The organism is Streptomyces sp. NBC_00620 (assembly GCF_026341825.1).
Taxonomy (GTDB): Bacteria; Actinomycetota; Actinomycetes; order Streptomycetales; family Streptomycetaceae; genus Streptomyces.
The window spans coordinates 1,790,945-1,809,580 of record NZ_JAPENY010000001.1; the positions used below are offsets into that span (position 1 = coordinate 1,790,945).

Below are 18,636 nucleotides of genomic sequence, written 5' to 3' on the forward strand. Positions count from 1 at the left end.
TGGGGGTGGTTTTTTTCGCCCCCTCCGCCCCTACCCGTCCCTTGTTCCTGGGGGCTGCCGCCCCCAGACCCCCGCTGTCGGCCTGAACGGCCTCGTCCTCAAACGCCGGACGGGCTGAAGGTGTTCAGCCTCTCCGGCGTTTGAGGAGCGGGGGTTTGGGGGCGGAGCCCCCAAGTGACGGGAATGGGTAGGGGCGGAGGGGGCGAAAAAAGTCACAGCGGGGGCTGCGCCGGGGCCGGGCCCAGGGTCGTCGTGCCCGGGGCCGTGCGGTGGCCCAGGCCCGTGCGGTACGCGTCGAGGGCGGCCTCGACCCGGCCCGTGCGGCGGAGCAGGTCGCCGAGGAGGCGACAGAGGTCGGCGAGGTCGCCCGCCGCGCCGGCGCGTTCCAGGAGGCTGAGGGCTCGGACGTAGTGCTCCTCGGCCGCCTCCGTGTCCCGCGCGTCCTCCGCGATGATCCCGAGGAGCCGGTGCGCACCGGCGGAGTGGACGGCGCCCCGCTCGGGGCTGAGGTCACCGAGCACCTCGTGGAGCAGCGTCGCGGCCTCCTCGGACTTGCCACGCCGGTGCAGCACGTCGGCAAGTTCGACGGCGACCTGACTGGTGTAGAGCGCGGCCCGCTTGGCGGAGAGCATGGCCTGCGCCTCCCGCAACTCACCCTCGGCCCGCGCCAGTTCGCCGTTCTGGGCGTACAAATACCCGCGCATCCAGTGACAGTTGGCCAGCTCCGTACGGATCTGAAGCTGGCGATAGAGCTCGGCGGCCTTGGCGAGGGACGCGTCGGCCTCCGCCATCCGCCCCTCGGCGATCATCGTCCGGGCAACCGACCGGTGCATCCGGGCGACCAGCGCGGGATCACCCACCTGCGGCGCCAGCGCGAGGGCAAGCTCGGCGGCCTGAGCGGCGCGGGCGTGCGCGCCCATGTCCATGTAGGGCGCGATGATGCCGGTGTAGAGGAGCAGGAGAGCGTCCGGGTCGTGCATTCCGGTGCGGTTCAGTTCGTCGAGGGTGGACTCGAACAGGTAGCAGGCGTAGCGGAGTTCACCGGCGAGGTAGTGGGACACGGCACGACCACGAATGGCCGGCACGCGGTTCGGCAGCGGAGCGTCCCCCAACCGCCCCTCGGACTCCTCGAACCGCTTACGCGCGGTTTCCAGGTCACCGGTCTCCAGGGCGCATTCACCCAGCCCCAGCAACGCAGCCGCCTGCTCGGCGACCAGCCCGTGCGCATCCGCCTCCGCGAGAAGCCCGTCGTACTGCTCCGCCGCGACCTCGGCCTCGCCGGTGGCGAGGGTGCGCTGCGCGTCGGTGAGCCGCAGCCGCAGGTCGGTGGCGAGGTGGGCGGGACGCCCTGTGGCCAGTTCCTCGTACGCCACCCCGAGCCGCTCGGCGATGTGCCTGAGCGCCGGCTCGGAGGCCCGCACCCGCCCGGCCTCCAACGTGGAGATATAGGCGGGCGTATACACGGGTTCCGCCAATTGCTTCTGGGTCAACCCGCGTGCCGTACGCAGCTGCTGCACCCTGCGCCCGATGATCTCCGGTCCGTCACGCTCCGCCATGACTTAAGCATGCCAGTAAGCCGAGTTACATTCGGTCAAGTCCTGACTAATATCCAACTCCCCTTGCGCCCCTTGCCCTTTGACACTCCTAACCCCTACGTTAAGCGCGAGATTAAGCCCGCTTAATACGCCGCTGTCGTTGCGAGGTCGCCATGCTCCGACGTATTACCGTCCGCTACTCAAGGGGCTTCGGCGCCGCTGTCATCGCCATCGCAGCTCTGCTGCTCGCGGCGAACGCGGGGCCCGCGCGAGCGGCCGAGCCGGTACCGGTACCGGTCCTGGCCGTGACGCGCTAGATCCATTGACCCGCTAGATCCAGCCTTCCTCCCAGGCCCGGTGGGCGGCCGCGTGCCGTGAGCTGACGTTGAGTTTGGACATGGCCGCCGACAGGTAGTTGCGGACCGTGCCCTGTGCGAGGCCGACCTCTTTGGCGATCTCCTTGATCGAGGCGCCGGTCCGGGTCGCCCGCAGTACGTCCAGCTCCCTGTCGCTGAGCGGGCAGTCGTCCTCGGTCAGCGCGGATGCGGCGATGTCGGAATCGACGTACCGGCGGCCTGCGGCGACGTCACGGATGATCTCCGCCAGCCTGGCCGCGGGCGTCGTCTTGGGCACGAACCCGCTGACCCCGGCCGCCAGGGCACGGCGCAGCACTCCCGGCCGCGCGTGCCGGGTGACCATGACGATCCGGGTGGGCAGTTCCGCGCGGATCTGTTCGGCGGCGGTCAGGCCGTCGGCCGGCGGCATCTCCAGGTCGAGGACGGCGATGTCGGGCCGGTGCTCGCGTGCCAGCCGTACGGCGTCGGTGGAGGTGGCCGCCTGGGCGACCACGCTGAGGTCGTCCTCCAGGTCCAGCAGGGCGGCCAGGGCGCTCCTGAGGAGCTCCTCGTCGTCGGCCAGCAGCAGCCGGATCATCCCGCCTCCCCCTCAGAGTGCCCGTCTGTGCCTGCTTTCACCGGCAGTGAGGCCGCCACCACGAAGCTGTCCTCCTCGTGTTCCCAGGTCAGTTCGCCTCCGGCGGCCTCCAGGCGCTCGGCCAGGGTGCGCAGCCCGGTTCCGGTGTCCATGCCCGAGCGGGGCGGTCCTGCCGCGCCGTCGTTGCTCACCCGCAGGCGGGCGAAGCCGTTCGTGAGGCGGTAGTCGACCTCCGCCCGGCGCGCCTGGCTGTGGCGCAGCACGTTGGTGGTGGCCTCCCGCATCACCAGGCCCAGGAGATGCCGTCCGGCGGTCGGGAGGCGGTCGGCGTCGGCGGGTTCGATGTGCAGCCGGGCGTCTATGTCGGCCGCGGCGAGGACCCTGGCCGCGTTGGCGATCTCCGCGTCCAGGGAGGTACGGCGATAGCCCTGCACCACGGCGCGGGTGTCGGTGAGCGCGTCGGTGGCCAGCCGCTGCACGTCCTTCATCTCGGCGGCGGCCCGCGCCGGGTCGGCCTCGACGAGCCGTGCGGCCAACTCGCCCTTGAGCGCGATCACTTGCAGATGGTGGCCCTGGATGTCGTGCAGGTCGGCGGCGAAGCGCAGGCGCTCGTCCTTGACCGCCAGTTCGGCGGCGAGCCCGCGGGCCCGGTTGAGCCGCCCGGCGACGTCCCAGCCCCACAGCATGCCCAGCGTGATCCAGGCGACGGAGGCGACCATCACGGCCGGGAACGCCGTCGCGTGGACCAACCCGTCGCCGGAAGCCAGGGCGACGGCCCCGCCGAGCACCGCTGCAACGGCCACCGCTCCGGCGATCAACTCCCGCCTGCGCCTTGGCGACAGGAACGTCGCCGCGACCGTGACCATCGTCGCCGGGGCGTACGACCACAGCTCGTAGTTCCGGACGGCGAGCGCGACTCCGCCGAGCAGGGCCGCGCCCACGCTCCCGACGGTCAGCCACGCCACCGGCGGCCGGTCGGGCCAGGTGTCGGGAGCGGGTGCCATCGCCACCCGGCGGCTGAGCAGCACCGCACTCGCCACCGCCGTGGCCGCCAGGCCGACCGCGCCGGGGATCCGCGCCCAGGCCGCGACGTCCTCGTCGAGGACCCACTCCCCGACGAGGAAGACCAAGAAGAACTCGGTGGTGCCGATGAGGCTCCACCAGGTGTAGCGGTGGAAGCCCGTCAGCCCTGCCGGTCCTGCCCCCTGGTCGTTCGGCGCGTCACGCACGCGGTCATTGTCGCAACGGGTCCGGCGGAGATGACAGTTGTCACACGACGACGTGACAACTCCACGTCCACTCATGCGGGTTCGGCACTACTGGCGCTGGTCCGCCTTCGCCAGTCTGGGCAGCACGAGATACCCCGCCCCGGTATTCAGGAGCTGCCCCGTGAAAACCCTGACGACGAACAAACGCTTCCTCCGCCACTACCTGGAGATGGTCGCCGCGATGGCCGTCGGAATGGTGGTCCTCGGCCCGGCGCTGCGAGGCGTCCTGTGGCTCGCAGGCCTCGAATTCCCATCCCAGTACCCGGAGTTGGTCTGCCTGGAAATGGCCTTCGACATGTCGGCAGGGATGGTCCTCTGGATGCGCCACCGAGGTCACGCCTGGGCCGGAACCCTCGAAATGGCGGGCGCCATGTTCGCCCCGTTCCTCGTGCTGTTCCCGCTGCTGTGGCTGGGCGCGCTCTCGGGCGATTCCCTGCTCCTCCTGGAGCACGTCCTGATGCTCCCGCTCATGTTCCTGCTGATGCTGCGCCGTCGCGCCGAGTACGGAGGTTGCTCTCATGGCTGACACGACGCCCACCGCCCGCACGGGCTGGACCCACTGGCTGCTGGGGCGCTGGCCCACCGCCCTGGCCGTCGCGGTCGCCGCCCTCACCCTGAACGGTCCCGACGCCGACAGCGAACTCGCGCACATACTCCCGCTGCTGCCCCTGGAGTACCTGATCGTCGCCAAGCTGAGCAACCGCCGGGCCACTTGGCCGGTGATCAGCGTGGCGTTCGCGCTCACGCTGATCCTGGGCGCGGTGGACGTGGTCCCACCGTCCACCGTCTTCGCCGCCGTGGCACTCGTCGTCCTGGTCTGGGGCGCGCTCGACGGGCAGCTTTCCCGGCCCGACCCGTTCCGGGTCCAGACCCTGGGCATGCTCGGCTTCGGTGCGGTGGCCCTGGCCGGGCTGATCGTGGACCCGGACGTCGGCCGCTGGCTGATCGCCGCCGGCTGGTTCCTGCACGGCATCTGGGACTTCGCGTACATCAAGCTCGACAAGGTGGTGTCCCGCACGTACGCGGAGTGGTGCGGGGTCCTCGACATCCTTGTCGCTGCGGGGCTGGTGTTCCTGTACTAGCCGAGACCGAGGGGGCGGGGAGTGGCACGCCGACTTCAGAATTCCTTGGTGTCGAGCTCGAACCCGAGGGGGGCGGGGAGTGGCACGGTCAGGCCGAGCTTATGCTTCGGTCCCTTGGCGTAGCCGTCGCCCGACGGGTCGGAGTAGACCGTCACCTCGGCCTCTTCCCGGTCGATGAGCAGGTAGACGGGGATGCCGGCACGGGCATAGCCGTGGATCTTCTTCTCCCGGTCGCGGTCGGCCGTGCTGGTCGAGGTGACCTCAGCGACGAGGAGGACGGCGGAGGGGTCGTGCCACTCCTCCTCGTCATGGAAACTGCCTTTGGGGGCGGTCGCCAGGTCGGGGATGACGTGACCGGTCCCGGAGGCACCGGGGATGTTCAGGCCGATGCCGGTGTAACGACCCAGCCCCTTGTCATGGTCCCAGAACTGCTCGCTGAGCTCCGACACAATCTCCTCGTGCGCCCCATTCGTCGGTGGCGACACGCAAATCTCCCCTTCAACCAGCTCCACGCGCCAGCCCTCGGGAGCCGCAGCACTGAACAGCTCGAAGGCCTGCTCCACGCCTACGCCGCCCATGCAGAAGGGCATCTCGTAGTCGCCGTCAGGGTCGTCGTTGGGGCCTTGAAAGGCCTCGCCCTGGTACCCCGGCAGATGATCGGCTCCGCCGTCGCCATGACAGACCTCCTTCGCTCAGCGCCACGCTCCCAGAGTAGACAAGCAGCCCGCACACGGAATCTGGAGCAGGCTCACTGCCGCTGGGCTACCGCGCGGAGACGTGGCTCACGAAGGCCGCGTACGCCTCCGGCGAGAGCGTGAGGGTGCCGCCGGCGGGGTTCTTGGAGTCGCGGACGGCGATGTGGGGGGTGAGGTCGGCGACTTCGAGGCAGTCGCTGCCGCCGCTGGCGCAGTAGGTCGACTTGCGCCACTCGGCGGTGCCGAGGGGGGCGCACTCGACACACTGGCCGCCGGTGTCGCCGCTGTAGCTGGACTTACGCCACCGCGCGGCTGTCAGGTCCTGGCTGGTGCCCATAACGCTCCTCCATCACGCGCGCGATCAGCGCCGCCGAGTCCTCCACGGAGAGAGCGGCGGCCTTCAAATGATCGTAACGGAGGGAGCCTTCCTTGAACTTGCTCGGGTCGGCGGTCATATGGCCCTGGATGAAGTCCTCGGTGTAGACGAGATCCGGGTCGTCATCGAAGCGCAGGAGGTTGAACGAGCCCATCAACCCCGGGTGTTGACCCACCTCGAAGGGAAGCACCTGGATCTGCGTCCATCCGTCCCTGGAGAACTCCAACAAGTGCGCCAGTTGGTTCCGCATGACCTCACGGCCACCAACTTCCTGATGCAGAACGGCCTCGCTCAGCACCACCCACACCAGTGGCGGCGACTCCTTCGCCAGGATCCGCTGACGATCCAGCCGAGCCGCCACCTTCGCGTCGAGGTCTCCCTCACTCCGGGCGCCCAATACCGCACGGGCGTACCCCTCTGTCTGGAGAAGCCCATCCACCAACTGGGCCTGGAACGAGGAGATGTAAGCGGCCTTGGCCTCCATCTCCGCATACGCCTGAAACCACGACGGCAGTTGGCTCCGCAAAACCAACCCCACCAACCGCGAAAACGCCCCGTCCGTCATCAGCGCCGCGTCGATCCGCTCTGCGAATTCGCGGGTCGGGACCTTGTGGGCCGTCTCGACCTGCCCGATCAGCGACCCCGTGCAGAAGATGACGTCGCCCAACTGCCCCTGCCTCAGACCCGCCGCCTCTCTCTGCCGGCGCAGCTCCGAGCCGAAGTAGTCCAACGGGGAAGCACTGGGATCGAGTTCGCGGATGTTGGGCATGGGCGGTCACCCCCAGGTCCGAACGCCGGGCGGCGTTCAATTCATTCTGTAGCCGAGCGTAATCACTCCACTCCACGCTGGTGACATGAATCACGCAACTGACCCGCCAGAGACGGCAATTGCCGCGAGGTACGGCATCAGCTTCACCGTCGGTGAGCACTCGGCGCGACACCTGCGGCGCATTCTGCGGGCGTATCTGATCGCCTGGGAGATGCAGGAGCTGAACGACGCCGCCGGGCTCGCGTTGACCGAGCTGGTCGCGAACGTCGTACGGCATGTGCCGGAGCGGCGGGCCGCGCTGCTGATGCTGTGGTCGGCCGACGGCGTACGGGTGGAGGTGACCGACACCTGCCCGCGGCCGCCGTTGTCCACAGCTGTGGACGAGCTCGGGGAGGGCGGGCGGGGCCTGGTGATCGTGGAGGCGGTCACCGACCGGTGGGGGTGGACCCCGCTGCCGGGGCGGGCGGGGAAGACGGTGTGGTTCGAGTGTCACGTCAAGCGGGATCCACCGCCGGGGGGCGGCGGGCGGTGGGCGTGAACGCCGCCATACAGGTCACAGCCAGCCGGTCTACGCTGCGTTCATGACCTCTGCCGCCGCACGCGCCGCACTGGAACTCACCGACGGCCTCCCGGTCTCCGCTCTGGAGGACTTCTACCGGGACCTGCACCGCCACCCGGAACTGGCCTTCGAGGAACACCGCACGGCGGCCAAACTGACCGAGCGGCTCGCCGGAGCGGGGTTCGAGACGGCCAAGGGCATCGGCGGTACCGGAGTCGCCGGGGTGCTGCGCAACGGCGAGGGCCCGACCGTGCTGCTGCGCGCCGACATGGACGCGCTGCCGGTGACCGAGCAGACCGGCCTTGCGTACGCCTCCGGGACGCCCGGTGTGATGCACGCCTGCGGGCACGACATGCACGTGACCTGGCTGGCCGGCGCGGCGGCGGCGCTGGCCGCCGGACGTGACGCCTGGTCCGGGACGCTGCTGGTGGTCGGCCAGCCCGCCGAGGAGTCCGGCAAGGGTGCGGCGGCGATGGTCACGGACGGGCTCTACGACCGCTTTCCGCGCCCCGACGTCCTGCTCGGCCAGCATGTGGCACCCGGGCCCGCGGGTCTGTACGCGCATGTGCCGGGGCTGATCATGTCGGCGACGACGGACGTCGACATCGTGGTGCACGGGCGGGGCGGGCACGGGTCGCGGCCGGAGACGACCGTCGACCCGGTGGTGACCGCCGCGTACATCGTGACCCGGCTGCAGACCGTAGTCAGCCGCGAGATCGCCCCGCGCGAGTCGACCGTGCTGACCGTCGGCCGCATCGAGGCGGGCACGGCCTCGAACATCATCCCCGCCACCGCCCGTATCTCCCTCAACCTCCGTACGCAGTCCGAGGCGGTCCGGGACCGGATGCTCGCCGCCATCCGCCGCATCGCCGAGGGCGAGTGCCATGCCGCGGGCTGCCCGCGCGGGCCCGAGGTGACGCTGGGCAACAGCTTCCCGGCGACGGTGAACGACGCGGAGACCGACCACCGTGTCGCCGGCGTCCACCGCGAGGTGTTCGGCGAGGCCACCGTCTTCGACCCCGGCCCGGCGATGGGCAGCGAGGACTTCTCGCAGCTCGCGGAGGGCAAACTGCCGTACGCCTACTGGTTCGTGACGAGCACCCCGGCCGCGGTGTGGGACGAGGCACCGGGCGAGGACCTGATGACGAAGTTCGACGCCGTCCCCAGCAACCACAGCCCGCTCTTCGCCCCCGACCTGTCCGTGGTCGCACCGGGCGTACGCACGCTGGTGTCCGGCGCGCTCGCGTACCTCGCCCCCGCCAACTAGCCGGCGAGTTGTTCCGTCGCCTGCAGCTCGTTCAGGTGCCGCTGCACGTGACTCAACGCGCCCTCACGACGCCCGGGGACCCGACGGCGCAACTCGGCCAGCTCGGGCCCGAGTTCACGGGCCCGAGCCGAGTCACGGATGCTGCCCCACTGGTGATGGGCACGGTCGGCGGCCGTCTCGACGGCCGCCGCGTCCGGTGCCTGCCCCGCACCGAGCCGCCCGTTCGCAACAGCGAGCCAGGTCCGGCAACTACGGACCGGATCCCCCGCGAACATAGCCAGATCCGCACGAACTTCCATCCAGTGCAGCACCTGCTCGGAGCCGACCCCGTGCGCGCGCAGCGCGTCCTGTTCACACTGGCCGGCCAGCGCATCGGCGTCACCATGCCGCTCGCCCTGCACGGCCGCGGCAATGAGGGCGTGGGGATCAGGTTCCAGCCCGTCCGGCGTTTGAGGACGAGGCCGTTCAGGCCGATAGGGGGGTCTGGGGGCGAAGCCCCCAGGAACGGGACGGGAAGGGGCGGAGGGGGCGAAAAACCCCACCCCGGCCCCAACTCCGGGCTCCAGCACCACGTCCCCGTACCCACCCTCCCCCACGATCCGCGACAGCGCCTGCTGGTGAAGCTGCGCAACCGGCGGCCGGTACCCACTGCGGAGAAGCGTGGCGACGGCCTTCATGTACGCCGGTGACGCCACAGTGCGGCGGGCCGGAGGCGGAGCAACGCGCCCGTACAGAGCGCAGGTCGGCCCCGCGGTGAGCGGGTGGGCGGCGAGATGCTGCCAGGCCTCCGGATCGGCGTGCAGGTCGACCACCAGCGTGCTGGTACCCGGCGGCCGCAACCGCAGCTCCTCGGCGATCCAGTGCCAGGGAAAGGCGGTATAGCGAACCGTCGCCGCCGTGGTCCGGGCGAGAGCGAGGTGGGGAAGACGCTGGCGCCGGTCCAGCTGAAGCTGGCCGGTCACGAACACCGTCAGCGGTCCGGGGGCCGCAGCCGCAGCCCGCAGCCGGGTGAGCACGGCCTGCGGCTCCAGCGGATCGGCCAGTTCCACCACGTTCGCGGTGTCCGCGCCGGACAGCACCGCGGGGGACACCGCCGCGAGTACGGGAAGCACGGACGCCGCGTCCACCAGACGCCCCTTGCCCACCGGCGAGGCCGCGAGAAGCAGCACGGTTCCGGGCATAGGTTCCCTCCCCATCGATCACGTACGCCAGCACCGTAACCGCTGCGCCTGCAAAGGGGGGCGGCAGGAGTGCAAACGCCCGGCTATGACGGGGCTTGTACCTCGCCCGGGGGTGGCAGCCGACGTCGTACGGCGAAGATCGTCGTGTCGTCGGCGAGGCGGCCGCCGCAGTGCCGCAGGGTGGCGTCGCGGACGAACTGCACGAGGCGCTGCGGATCGGCGATGTCCGGGTCCTCGGCCGCGGCGCGGGCCACGCTGTCGCGGAGCGGGTAGAACACATCGGCGGAGTCGCGGGCCTCGGTCACCCCGTCCGTGACGAGGAGCAGGGTCTCGCCGGGGGCGAGCGGGACGGTGATCAGCGGCGGCGGGTGGTACGTCAACTCGCTGAGCCCGAGCGGGAGTCCGTCGCCGGGCGGCAGCGAACGCACCCCGCCGTGGGAGATCACGAGCGGCGGTTCGTGGCCGAAGTTGATGACCTCGACGGTGCCGGGGGAGACCGGCAGAACCGGAGCCTCGGGCTCCGGCTCGCTCGTACCGTCCCGCCGGGTCGGGCCGCGCCACTCGGTCCTGGGGAAGCCGACCAGGATCGCCGTCGCGAAGCGGTCGTCGTCGTCGTAGCCGAGCGAGGCGCAGTAGTGGACGTGCCGGAGCATGCGGGTCTCCAGGCGGTCGGAGACGGTGCGCAGGCGGGGCTCGTGGTACGCCGACTCGCGGAAGGTGCCCAGCAGCGCGGCCGCCGCCTCCACCGCCGAGAGCCCCTTGCCCTGGACGTCGCCGAGGAGGACGCGGGTGCCGTGAAGGCCCGGCTGGATGTCGTAGAAGTCGCCGCCGACGCGGGCCTCGCTGTCGGCGGCGAGGTACACGGCCGCGTGGTCGAGGCCGCCCCAGCCCGGCGCCAGCGGGCGCAGCAGGGTGCGCCGGGTGGTCTCGGCGACGTCCTTCATGTGCAGCATCCGCTGTTCGCCGCGGACCCGGACCGCGCAGGCCAGCGTGGCGAGGATGCCGCCCACCGCGACGAGGATGAAGTCGGGCAGGCCGGTCTGGTACTGGTGCGGCCAGGAGGTGTCCACGGCGAAGTAGGTGAGCAGCGAGAGCACGGCGAACGCCCCCGTGCCCCACACCCCGCAGATCGCCGCCGCGATACCCGGCACGAGCACGATCCAGGAGATGATCCGGAACTCGCCGGAGGTGTTCGCGTCGGCGAGCGTGATGCCGATGAGGAGGAGCAGCGGCGGCACCCAGGCCACGCTGTGGCCGCGCAGCCGCAGGATCCTCTGCCGCTGGACCGGGTCCGTCCGTCCGGCGGGAGGCAGTTGCTCGATGACGGTCCGCCGGCCGCCCACCTCGCCCTTCCGTCTCTTCCTCGCGCCCGTCAGTACGCGACCGACATACGGGCGCGAGGATGGGCGTCCTTCTCCAGCTCGTCGACGAAGGCGACCGCGTAGTCCTCGGCGCTGATCCGGCTGTTGCCGTGCTCGTCGGTGAGCAGCTGGTCGCCGCCGATGCGGAACCGGCCCGTGCGTTGGCCGGGGGCGATCGCCGCGGCGGGCGAGACGTAGGTCCAGTCGAGGCCGTCGTCGAGGCCCCGGTAGAAGGTGAGGGCGTCGCGCTGGGCGAGGGCCTCGGGGAGGTAGGCCTCGGGGAAGCCGGGCTGGTCCGCCGCCGCCTGACCCGGGGCGACCTCCAGGCTGCCCGCGCCACCGGCGACCACGAGCCGCCGTACACCGGCCGCCCTGACGCCCTCCACCAGCGACTGGGTCAGTGCGAGGTAGGGGCCGCGGGGATCCGTGCCGTCCCTGGGCGGCGCGCACGCGGACGCCACCGCGTCCGCGCCCGCCGCCAGCTCCGTCACCTTCGCCGGGTCCGAGACGTCCGCCGCCGCCGTGATGACACCGGGGACCGGGGACTGCCCGGACCGGCTCACGGCGATGACCTGGTGTCCGCGTGCCGACGCCTCCGTGGCGATACGGCTGCCGACCATGCCGGTGGCGCCGAAGAGTACGAGCTTCATGAAGCCCAGCGAAACACGCTGCCCCGACCACCGCATCCCGACTTGCCAGCCGCCCGGGCGAGGTGTGCCCTGGAGGCAGGGGCGAGGAGAGAGAGGAGTGCTCCCATGGCTCAGGCAGCACCCGCATCACCGGCGTCAGGGACACCGCGTTCCCGGCCACGTACATCCGGAGCGGATCAGCCCGGCTTCCTGTACGACCTCATGGGCCCGCGGGCCGCGAGCATCGTGAAATGGGCGATGCCCGTGGTCGGCGGGCTCATCTACGGCTTCTGGGCGGCGGCCATCAACCGCGACACCGGCGCGATCACGGGCTGGAACGTGCTGTTCGGGTTCGTGTGCGCGATCGCGTTCGCCGCGGCCTGGATCGGCGTACGCATGATGGCTCCGCTGATGAGGCGCGAGCTGCACGCGCTGATGTGGATGGCGTTCGCGGGTATCGCGTTCGGTTTCATCTACAGCCAGACCGGCGCGACCATCCTGCGGTCCGTGCTCATGTCCCTCGCGGTCGCGGCGAGCGTGTACGTGGTGCTCTTCTACCGCTACTACACCCACGAGGACGCCGAGGGTCACCGGGTGAACTGACCCGCCGACCCCCGACGTACGGCACACACGAGGCCCCGGCGCAGCAGCCGGGGCCTCGTGTTTGTCCCTCACTCACCTGCCCCCTGGGATCCAGTCCCAGGAGCTCGAAGAGGAGCCGGAAGCGCTGAAGCTCCACGAGCCGGAGACGCTGAAACTCCAGGAACCTGAACTGGACGAACTGGACGAACTCCAGTCGGAGTCACCGTTGTTCCAGCCGCTGTTCCTGTTGCTGTCGTTGTTCCAGCTGTTGTCGCCGTTCTTCCAGTTGTCGTCGTCCCAGGCCCCGTCCTTCCAGCCGGGGCACGGGTCCTGACAGCTGGGCACCCACTGCCTGCCGGTGTCCACGAAGGCGGCGCTTGCCCATCCCTGCGCCCCGACGAGCCAGTACCAGTCCGTGTTGCCGAAGATGCTCTGTCCCTGCACCGCGCACAGGACGCGGTCCTGACTGCCCGGCGAGAGCCTGTCGACCAGGGACGAGTTCGCGTTGGGCTGCTGTCGTACGTTCAGATCGCCTCGGGAGACGACGGTGCCCCATATGGGACTGTCCGAGCCGCCGCCACCGGAGGTGTGAGCCGACGGGACCGCCGCCGCCGAGGTGCCCGCCACGGCGACGGTGATGACGCCGCCGGTGAACAGGGCCACGGCAAGGGTCCGCAGGGCCGGGGTGGTGCGCATATCGGCCTCCTTTTCCCCAGAACCAGGTAACACCCGTTCGGGTGAGGCCTCCACCGGAGAGCGTGCGGGCCGTGCGGTTACTGGGCTGTGGGCGGGTGCCGGGCGCGCGGTGATCCCATACCGGGGTCCCTGGCCCCCGTACGGCTTGTCATATGCGCCCATTTGCAGCCAAACCGCTCGCGCGAGGCGCCCCCGAGGCCTTGCCTGGTGGGGTGTCCCACCGTGCCCGCAGCGCCCTTTCGGCCGCGCTGATCGTCCTCGCCTGCCTGCTCACGCCGCTGGGCGCGCTCTCGGCCTGGGCGCTGTACGGGATCGGCGACACGGCCCGTTACGAGGCCACGATGGCGCCGCTGGCCGCCGACGCGGACGTACGGGACGCGATCGCGGCCGGGGTCACGGACGGGATCATGCGGGAGGTCCACGTACGGCCGCGGATGCAGGGTCCGGTGAACTCCTTCGTGCGGGACGCGGTGCGCTCGTTCACGCAGACCGAGGCGTACCGCACGGCCTGGGAGGCCGCGAACATCGCCGCGCACGACGCCCTGATGCGGGCGCTGCGCGACGACAGCGAGGGCCCGGTGACCGTCGACCTCGCGACCGTCACCGAGCGCGTGAAGCGCCAACTCGCCGACGACCACATGCCGTTGGCGAACCGTATCCCCGTCGAGCACACCCGGCTCACGGTGCTCGCGGCCGAGGATCTGACCCGGCTCCGGAAGGGTTTCCACGTGCTCGAAGTCGCCGCGTTCTGGCTGCCGGCCGCCTCGGTCGTCCTCACCCTCGCCGGGATCCTCGTCGCGGTGTGCCGCCGCCGCGCGGTGCTCTCGACAGGGCTCGGCACCGCGCTGGGCGCCGCGCTGCTCGGCGTGGCGATCGCCGTCGGCCGCCGGCTCACCCTCGCCGACCTGCCGCCCGGCGTCTCCCCCACGGCGGCGGGCGCGGTGTACGACGCCCTCACGTCCACGCTCCGCCTGGCCTGCTGGCTGCTCCTCGCACTCGGCGTCACCGTGGCCGCCGCCGCACTGCTCACGGGCGCGTACGCACGGCACCGGCGGGCGGGCACGGAGGAGGTGCCCGCGGAAGCTCCGGTGGAAGGAGCGTCGCGGGTCCGGGCCTGACCGCACCCACACCCCTCTCATTGCACTAGACCAAAGACCTTATTGCACTGGGGAGTTGGTGTGTCTAGGGTCGTGACCACGGCATCCGAAGTCCCGCCCCACGACTCCTCGTACCTCGCCCACGCGGACGAAGGCGACGCCGACTCCACGGCGCTCCCCCTCGTCCTCATCCACGGCCACCCCTTCGACCGCACGATGTGGGCCCCGCAGATCACCGCGTTCGCCCCCTCCCGGCGGGTCGTCGCCCCCGACCTGCGCGGCTACGGCGCGTCCCCGGTGGTGCCCGGCGTCACCCCGCTCTCCACGTTCGCCGAGGACATCGCGGCGCTCCTCGACGACCTGGGCGTCGAGGAGTTCGTCCTCGCCGGTCTTTCGATGGGCGGGCAGATCGTCATGGAGTGCTACCGGCAGTTCCCCGAGCGCATCCGGGGTCTGGTCCTCGCGGACACCTTCCCGGCCGCCGAGACGCCGGAGGGCAAGAAGACGCGGAACGCGATGGCGGACCGGCTGCTGCGCGAGGGGATGCGCGGATACGCCGACGAGGTGCTGCGCAAGATGGTCGCGCCGTACGCGGACGCGGAGGTCGCGGCGCACGTGCACCGCATGATGACCGCAACCTCACCCGAGGGCGCGGCGGCGGCCCTGCGCGGCCGCGCGGAACGCCCCGACTACCGCTCACTGCTGACCGGGGTCACGGTCCCGGCCCTCGTGGTCGTGGGCGCCGACGACGAGTTCACACCGGTCTCCGACGCGGAGGCGATGCACGCGGCGCTCCCCGACTCCACGCTCCAGGTGATCGACTCGGCGGCGCACATGCCGAACCTGGAGCGCCCGGAAGAGTTCAACGAGGCACTGGCGGGCTTCCTGGCACGGCTGGACCGCTGACACGGCTGGACGGCTGGACGGCTGACACGGCTACGCCCGAAGCGGCGGCTCACCCGTTCGGCCCACCCCTGATGCGAGGCCCCGCCCCCGGGGCGAACCTGCGAGGGAACTCCAGGCCCGCCCCGAGGAGACCCCATGACCGACCACGCCGCGCCGCCCGTCGACCCCAAGCACCGCACGGCCTCGACAGGAGGCTCCGACTGGGCCTCCGGCGGCACCGTCTTCGCCGGTGTCCTGATGATGGTCACCGGCATCCTGAGCGTGCTCAACGGCATCGCGGGCATCGCGGCCGACGACGTCTACACACGCCTCGGCAGCTATGTGTACGAGTTCAACCTCACCACCTGGGGCTGGATCCACCTCGTCATCGGCGTCCTCGTCGCCATCACCGGCTGGGGCATCCTCCAGGGCATGGACTGGGCCCGCGGCGTCGGCATCGGCCTCGCCGCCCTGTCCATGATCGAGTACTTCATGTTCCTGCCCTACGCCCCCTTCTGGTCGATCATCTCCATCGCCATCGCGGTCTTCGTGATCTGGGCCCTGGCGACGGCAGGACGCCCGTCGACGACGAAGTAGCGTCCACGGTCCTCCCGTTCACAGGGCAACCCTCCACCGCCTCACCCCGTCCTTAGGGTCCTCAGGGGAGAATTCCGACACCCCATGCGGACGAACGGAAGGCCGGGACCAGGACTTGGATACTGCGCCGGCGGGGTGGTCTGCTCCGGAGTGGGAGAGCGTCACGCCGCGGCGGCGGTGGCCCACCCGGTTCGCGGGGTTGCTGCTGGCCGCGGTGAGTGTGGTCCTCGGGTTCCGGGTGGGCGACAGCGACGGGATCACGCCCGTGCCGCAGTTGCTCGCGTTCCTGCCCTGGCTGCTCGCGCCCGCCGGGCTGGGACTCGCGATCTCGACGCTCGCCCTCTGGCGGACCGGGATGGTGTGGGGCATGGCCGTTGTCTTCGGCCTCATCTGGTACATGGACCCGTACGGGAAGATCAGCGAGCCGACCGGGGCGGCCGTCGCCGAACTCCGTGTGATGACTTCCAACGTGCAGTTCGGGCGGGCGACCGACGCGCTCATCGCCGCCGTCGAGCGGGAGAAACCCGCCATCGTGTTCGTGGAGGAGTGCGAGTACGCGTGCTCCCGCGCGCTGGAGGACGCCTTCGGCGGGAGCGGCGGCGCGTTCCCGTACCGGGAGGCCGTCGAGGGCGCCGGATCCGACGGGTCCGTGATCCTCAGCCGGTTCCCGCTCAAGGGCGCCGACGGCCTGCCCGGGACGACCATGGGCATGCCCGGCGCCGTGGCCGACGTACAGGGACACGACGTAAGGCTGCAGCTCGCGCACCCCATGCCCCCGCTCCCCGGCCAGGTCGGCGTCTGGCGGCGCGAGCTCGGCGAGCTGCGCGACTACGCGGCGGCGGGCGACGGACCCACCATCCTGGCCGGGGACTTCAACGCCTCCCAGGACCACGCCGCGTTCCGCCGCATCCTCGACACCGGCCTGCGCGACAGCTCCCGCCTCGACGGAGACACCCGCGACCCGAGCTGGCCCGTCGACACGGCCCCGCCGCTCGGCGTCCAGATCGACCACGTCCTGGTGTCCGAGGAGTTCTCGGTGAACAAGGCCGGCTTCCTCGACCTCACCGGCTCCGACCACCGCGCGCTCGTCGTCGATCTCACCCTCCACCAGCGCGGCTGAGACAGCCGCGACGGCTGAGGAAGACCTGCCCGCCATACTGTGGGCATGTCCCACCAGTTCCCCATCAGCCGCCTCACCCCTCCCGACTGGCTGGTCAGGAACCTCCAACCGAAGCCGGCTCCCGTGCCCTGGGCAGCGGTCGCCCGCGCCGCGATCGCGATGACCCTGCCGCTCGTGATCGGTCTCGCCGCCGGACAGCCGGCGTACGGCGCCCTCGCCTCCATGGGCGCCCTGTCGGGAGTCATCGGCGACACCGCCGACGCCTACCGCATGCGGATCCTCAACATCGCCGTCCCCCAGCTCTTCGGCGCCATCGGCGTCACCATCGGCTCACTCGCGTTCGGGCACGGCTGGGTCACCGTCGTCGCGGTCACCGCCATCGCGCTGCTCTCCGGGATGATCTCGTCGATCGGCGCCGTGGCCTCCGTGTCCGGCCTGCTGCTGCTCCTCAACTGCGTGATCGGCGCCGGACTTCCACTGCCGGGCGAGTGGTGGCTCGCACCGCTGCTGATGTCCGGCGGCGGGCTCCTGGTGCTCGTCCTGGCGCTGCTCGCCTGGCCGCTGCGGTCACGGGTGCCCGAGCGGGCCGCGGTCGCCGCGAGCTACCGGACGGTGGCGGATCTCCTCGCCGCGAGCGGCACCGAGAAGTACGACGAACTCCGCCTGGCCGTCACCGAGTCCCTCAACAAGTCCTACGACCTCGTCCTCGCCCGGCGCGCCTTCCAGCACGGCCGCAGCCCCGAACTCGTACGCCTGCTCGCCCAGTTGAACGCCGTGACACCCGTCGTGGAGGCCGCTCCGGCGGCCCACCAGTACGGCAAGCCGCTGCAGGCCGAAGTCCCCGCCGCCGTACGCCACCTCGCCGACGCGGTGGAGACCGGTTACAGCGGCCCGATAGGGCTCAAGCTCCCGGTGCCCGAGAGCGAGACCGCGCGCGCCGTCGACCACGCCCTGCGGTACGCCGCCGACGTGGTGACGGACCAGGCCCCGAACGCGGGCAACGTCGACGACCGGCTCGGCAGGCCCGCCGCGCTCCGCGTCCGCGCCGCACGCGCCGCCCGCAACGTCGTCCTGTCCAACGCCTCCTGGCGCTACGGCCTGCGCCTCGCCCTGTGCATCGGCCTCGCGCAGGCCCTCGTCTCGATCGTCCCGGTGCCGCGCTCCTACTGGGTCGCCCTCACCATCACCTTCGTGATGAAGCCCGACTTCGGTTCCGTCTTCTCCCGGGCGCTGCTGCGCGCCCTCGGCACGGTCGTGGGGCTCGTCGTCGCGGCCGGCGTCCTCGCCGTCGTACCGCTCGGCTGGTGGGACGTACCCGTGATGCTCGTCCTCGCCCCGCTCATCCCCGCGTTCACCCCGCGCGGATACGGCTACCAGACCGCCGCCGTCACCCCGGTGATCCTCCTCCTCTCCGACGTCCTCAACCACCAGGGCACGGCACTCCTCGTACCGCGCCTGGTCGACTCCCTCATGGGGTGCGCGATCGCCATCGTCGCCGGGTACCTGCTGTGGCCGGAGAGCTGGCACACCCGGGTCGGCGACCGGCTCGCGGACGCGGTCGCGGAAACCGCCGGGTACGTGGAGTACGCGTTCGGCGACGGCGCCGACCCCGCCGCCCGCTCCCGGATGCGCCGCCGCCTCTACCGCGACCTCTCGGCCATCCGTACGGAGTTCCAGCGCGCCCTGACCGAACCCCCACCGGGTGGACGGCGCGCCGCCGCCTGGCTCCCGCTCGTCGTCGCCGTCGAGCGGATCGTCGACGCGACGACGGCCGCCGGGGTACGGATCCGGCACGGGGCTTCCCGCCCTTCGCCCGCCGAGGTCGGCCAGGTCACCCTGCAATTGCGGGAGTTGTCCGAGGGCCTGCGCGAGACCGACGTGCTCTTCGAGGTCCGTACGGATCTCACCGGGCCGTCGGGGAGTGTCCTCGAACCGCTCCGGCAGGAGGTCGCGGCGGCACGGGCGATCACGTCGCCGCACTGACGACTGCGCGTACGAGGATGG

21 protein-coding genes are annotated in these 18,636 nt (G+C 71.2%); 11 read left to right on the plus strand and 10 right to left on the minus strand.

Annotated features, from left to right (window positions below):
- Positions 1–212 precede the first annotated feature (212 nt).
- Complete coding sequence (locus OG246_RS08195) at positions 213–1,556, minus strand: helix-turn-helix transcriptional regulator (RefSeq protein WP_266457987.1); 1,344 nt, start codon at positions 1,554–1,556, stop codon at positions 213–215.
- A 152-nt stretch (positions 1,557–1,708) separates the two neighbouring features.
- Here OG246_RS08195 and OG246_RS08200 point away from each other — a divergent pair, with 152 nt between their 5' ends.
- The gene (locus OG246_RS08200; RefSeq protein ID WP_266457990.1) at positions 1,709–1,852 is read left to right on the plus strand and encodes a hypothetical protein; all 144 of its coding nucleotides are present in this window, start codon (positions 1,709–1,711) and stop codon (positions 1,850–1,852) included.
- Positions 1,853–1,865: 13 nt separating this feature from the next.
- Here the strand turns inward: OG246_RS08200 and OG246_RS08205 are convergent, their stop codons facing one another.
- Both OG246_RS08205 and OG246_RS08210 read right to left on the minus strand, forming a co-directional pair.
- The gene (locus OG246_RS08205) at positions 1,866–2,468 is read right to left on the minus strand and encodes a DNA-binding response regulator (protein WP_266457993.1); all 603 of its coding nucleotides are present in this window, start codon (positions 2,466–2,468) and stop codon (positions 1,866–1,868) included.
- Positions 2,465–3,697 carry a sensor histidine kinase gene (locus OG246_RS08210; RefSeq protein ID WP_266457996.1) on the minus strand — a complete coding sequence of 411 codons (1,233 nt, stop codon included), beginning with the start codon at positions 3,695–3,697 and terminating at the stop codon, positions 2,465–2,467. The genes OG246_RS08205 and OG246_RS08210 overlap by 4 nt, the downstream gene beginning before the upstream one ends.
- A gap of 160 nt (positions 3,698–3,857) precedes the next feature.
- On the opposite strand from OG246_RS08210, the gene OG246_RS08215 reads away from it, so the two are divergent.
- Together OG246_RS08215 and OG246_RS08220 are read left to right on the plus strand one after the other, a co-directional pair.
- A complete protein-coding gene (locus tag OG246_RS08215) occupies positions 3,858–4,262 on the plus strand; it encodes a hypothetical protein (RefSeq protein WP_266457997.1) in 405 nt (134 codons plus the stop codon).
- Positions 4,255–4,818 carry a hypothetical protein gene (locus OG246_RS08220; RefSeq protein WP_266457998.1) on the plus strand — a complete coding sequence of 188 codons (564 nt, stop codon included), beginning with the start codon at positions 4,255–4,257 and terminating at the stop codon, positions 4,816–4,818. The genes OG246_RS08215 and OG246_RS08220 overlap by 8 nt, the downstream gene beginning before the upstream one ends.
- Before the next feature lie 35 nt (positions 4,819–4,853).
- On the opposite strand, the gene OG246_RS08225 is transcribed toward OG246_RS08220, so the two are convergent.
- The 3 genes from OG246_RS08225 to OG246_RS08235 form a co-directional block, all read right to left on the minus strand.
- Positions 4,854–5,381 (minus strand): Uma2 family endonuclease, encoded by a 528-nt coding sequence (locus OG246_RS08225; RefSeq protein ID WP_323178282.1) that lies wholly within the window; start codon positions 5,379–5,381, stop codon positions 4,854–4,856.
- A 199-nt stretch (positions 5,382–5,580) separates the two neighbouring features.
- Complete coding sequence (locus tag OG246_RS08230) at positions 5,581–5,850, minus strand: DUF397 domain-containing protein (RefSeq protein WP_266458028.1); 270 nt, start codon at positions 5,848–5,850, stop codon at positions 5,581–5,583.
- Positions 5,810–6,658 carry a helix-turn-helix transcriptional regulator gene (locus tag OG246_RS08235; RefSeq protein ID WP_266458030.1) on the minus strand — a complete coding sequence of 283 codons (849 nt, stop codon included), beginning with the start codon at positions 6,656–6,658 and terminating at the stop codon, positions 5,810–5,812. The genes OG246_RS08230 and OG246_RS08235 overlap by 41 nt, the downstream gene beginning before the upstream one ends.
- 85 nt (positions 6,659–6,743) lie before the next feature.
- Between OG246_RS08235 and OG246_RS08240 the strand changes: the two genes are divergently transcribed.
- Both OG246_RS08240 and OG246_RS08245 read left to right on the plus strand, forming a co-directional pair.
- Positions 6,744–7,196: an ATP-binding protein gene (locus tag OG246_RS08240; RefSeq protein WP_266458032.1), complete on the plus strand. Its 453-nt coding sequence runs from the start codon at positions 6,744–6,746 to the stop codon at positions 7,194–7,196.
- Between the two features lie 43 nt (positions 7,197–7,239).
- A complete protein-coding gene (locus OG246_RS08245; protein WP_266458035.1) occupies positions 7,240–8,484 on the plus strand; it encodes an amidohydrolase in 1,245 nt (414 codons plus the stop codon).
- Here OG246_RS08245 and OG246_RS08250 read toward each other — a convergent pair.
- The 3 genes from OG246_RS08250 to OG246_RS08260 all read right to left on the minus strand — a co-directional run bounded on the left by OG246_RS08250 (position 8,481) and on the right by OG246_RS08260 (position 11,676).
- Positions 8,481–9,665 (minus strand): hypothetical protein, encoded by a 1,185-nt coding sequence (locus OG246_RS08250; protein WP_266458037.1) that lies wholly within the window; start codon positions 9,663–9,665, stop codon positions 8,481–8,483. The two genes, OG246_RS08245 and OG246_RS08250, sit on opposite strands and share 4 nt — an antisense overlap.
- Positions 9,666–9,748: 83 nt before the next feature.
- Positions 9,749–11,008, minus strand: a complete 1,260-nt coding sequence (locus tag OG246_RS08255) for a PP2C family protein-serine/threonine phosphatase (protein WP_266458039.1) — start codon at positions 11,006–11,008, stop codon at positions 9,749–9,751.
- A gap of 29 nt (positions 11,009–11,037) precedes the next feature.
- The gene (locus OG246_RS08260; RefSeq protein WP_266458041.1) at positions 11,038–11,676 is read right to left on the minus strand and encodes an NAD(P)-dependent oxidoreductase; all 639 of its coding nucleotides are present in this window, start codon (positions 11,674–11,676) and stop codon (positions 11,038–11,040) included.
- 105 nt (positions 11,677–11,781) lie between these two features.
- On the opposite strand from OG246_RS08260, the gene OG246_RS08265 reads away from it, so the two are divergent.
- Positions 11,782–12,258 carry a hypothetical protein gene (locus OG246_RS08265; protein WP_266458043.1) on the plus strand — a complete coding sequence of 159 codons (477 nt, stop codon included), beginning with the start codon at positions 11,782–11,784 and terminating at the stop codon, positions 12,256–12,258.
- 72 nt (positions 12,259–12,330) lie between these two features.
- Here OG246_RS08265 and OG246_RS08270 read toward each other — a convergent pair whose 3' ends face one another.
- Positions 12,331–12,933 carry an SH3 domain-containing protein gene (locus tag OG246_RS08270; protein ID WP_266458047.1) on the minus strand — a complete coding sequence of 201 codons (603 nt, stop codon included), beginning with the start codon at positions 12,931–12,933 and terminating at the stop codon, positions 12,331–12,333.
- Between the two features lie 212 nt (positions 12,934–13,145).
- On the opposite strand from OG246_RS08270, the gene OG246_RS08275 reads away from it, so the two are divergent.
- The 5 genes from OG246_RS08275 (at position 13,146) to OG246_RS08295 (ending at position 18,615) form a co-directional block, all read left to right on the plus strand.
- Positions 13,146–14,051: a hypothetical protein gene (locus tag OG246_RS08275; RefSeq protein ID WP_266458050.1), complete on the plus strand. Its 906-nt coding sequence runs from the start codon at positions 13,146–13,148 to the stop codon at positions 14,049–14,051.
- A gap of 72 nt (positions 14,052–14,123) precedes the next feature.
- A complete protein-coding gene (locus tag OG246_RS08280; protein ID WP_266458053.1) occupies positions 14,124–14,936 on the plus strand; it encodes an alpha/beta fold hydrolase in 813 nt (270 codons plus the stop codon).
- A gap of 135 nt (positions 14,937–15,071) precedes the next feature.
- Positions 15,072–15,512: a hypothetical protein gene (locus tag OG246_RS08285; RefSeq protein ID WP_266458056.1), complete on the plus strand. Its 441-nt coding sequence runs from the start codon at positions 15,072–15,074 to the stop codon at positions 15,510–15,512.
- A 115-nt stretch (positions 15,513–15,627) separates the two neighbouring features.
- A complete protein-coding gene (locus OG246_RS08290; protein WP_266458059.1) occupies positions 15,628–16,632 on the plus strand; it encodes an endonuclease/exonuclease/phosphatase family protein in 1,005 nt (334 codons plus the stop codon).
- 45 nt (positions 16,633–16,677) lie between these two features.
- Positions 16,678–18,615 carry an FUSC family protein gene (locus OG246_RS08295; RefSeq protein WP_266458062.1) on the plus strand — a complete coding sequence of 646 codons (1,938 nt, stop codon included), beginning with the start codon at positions 16,678–16,680 and terminating at the stop codon, positions 18,613–18,615.
- Positions 18,616–18,636: the final 21 nt, after the last annotated feature.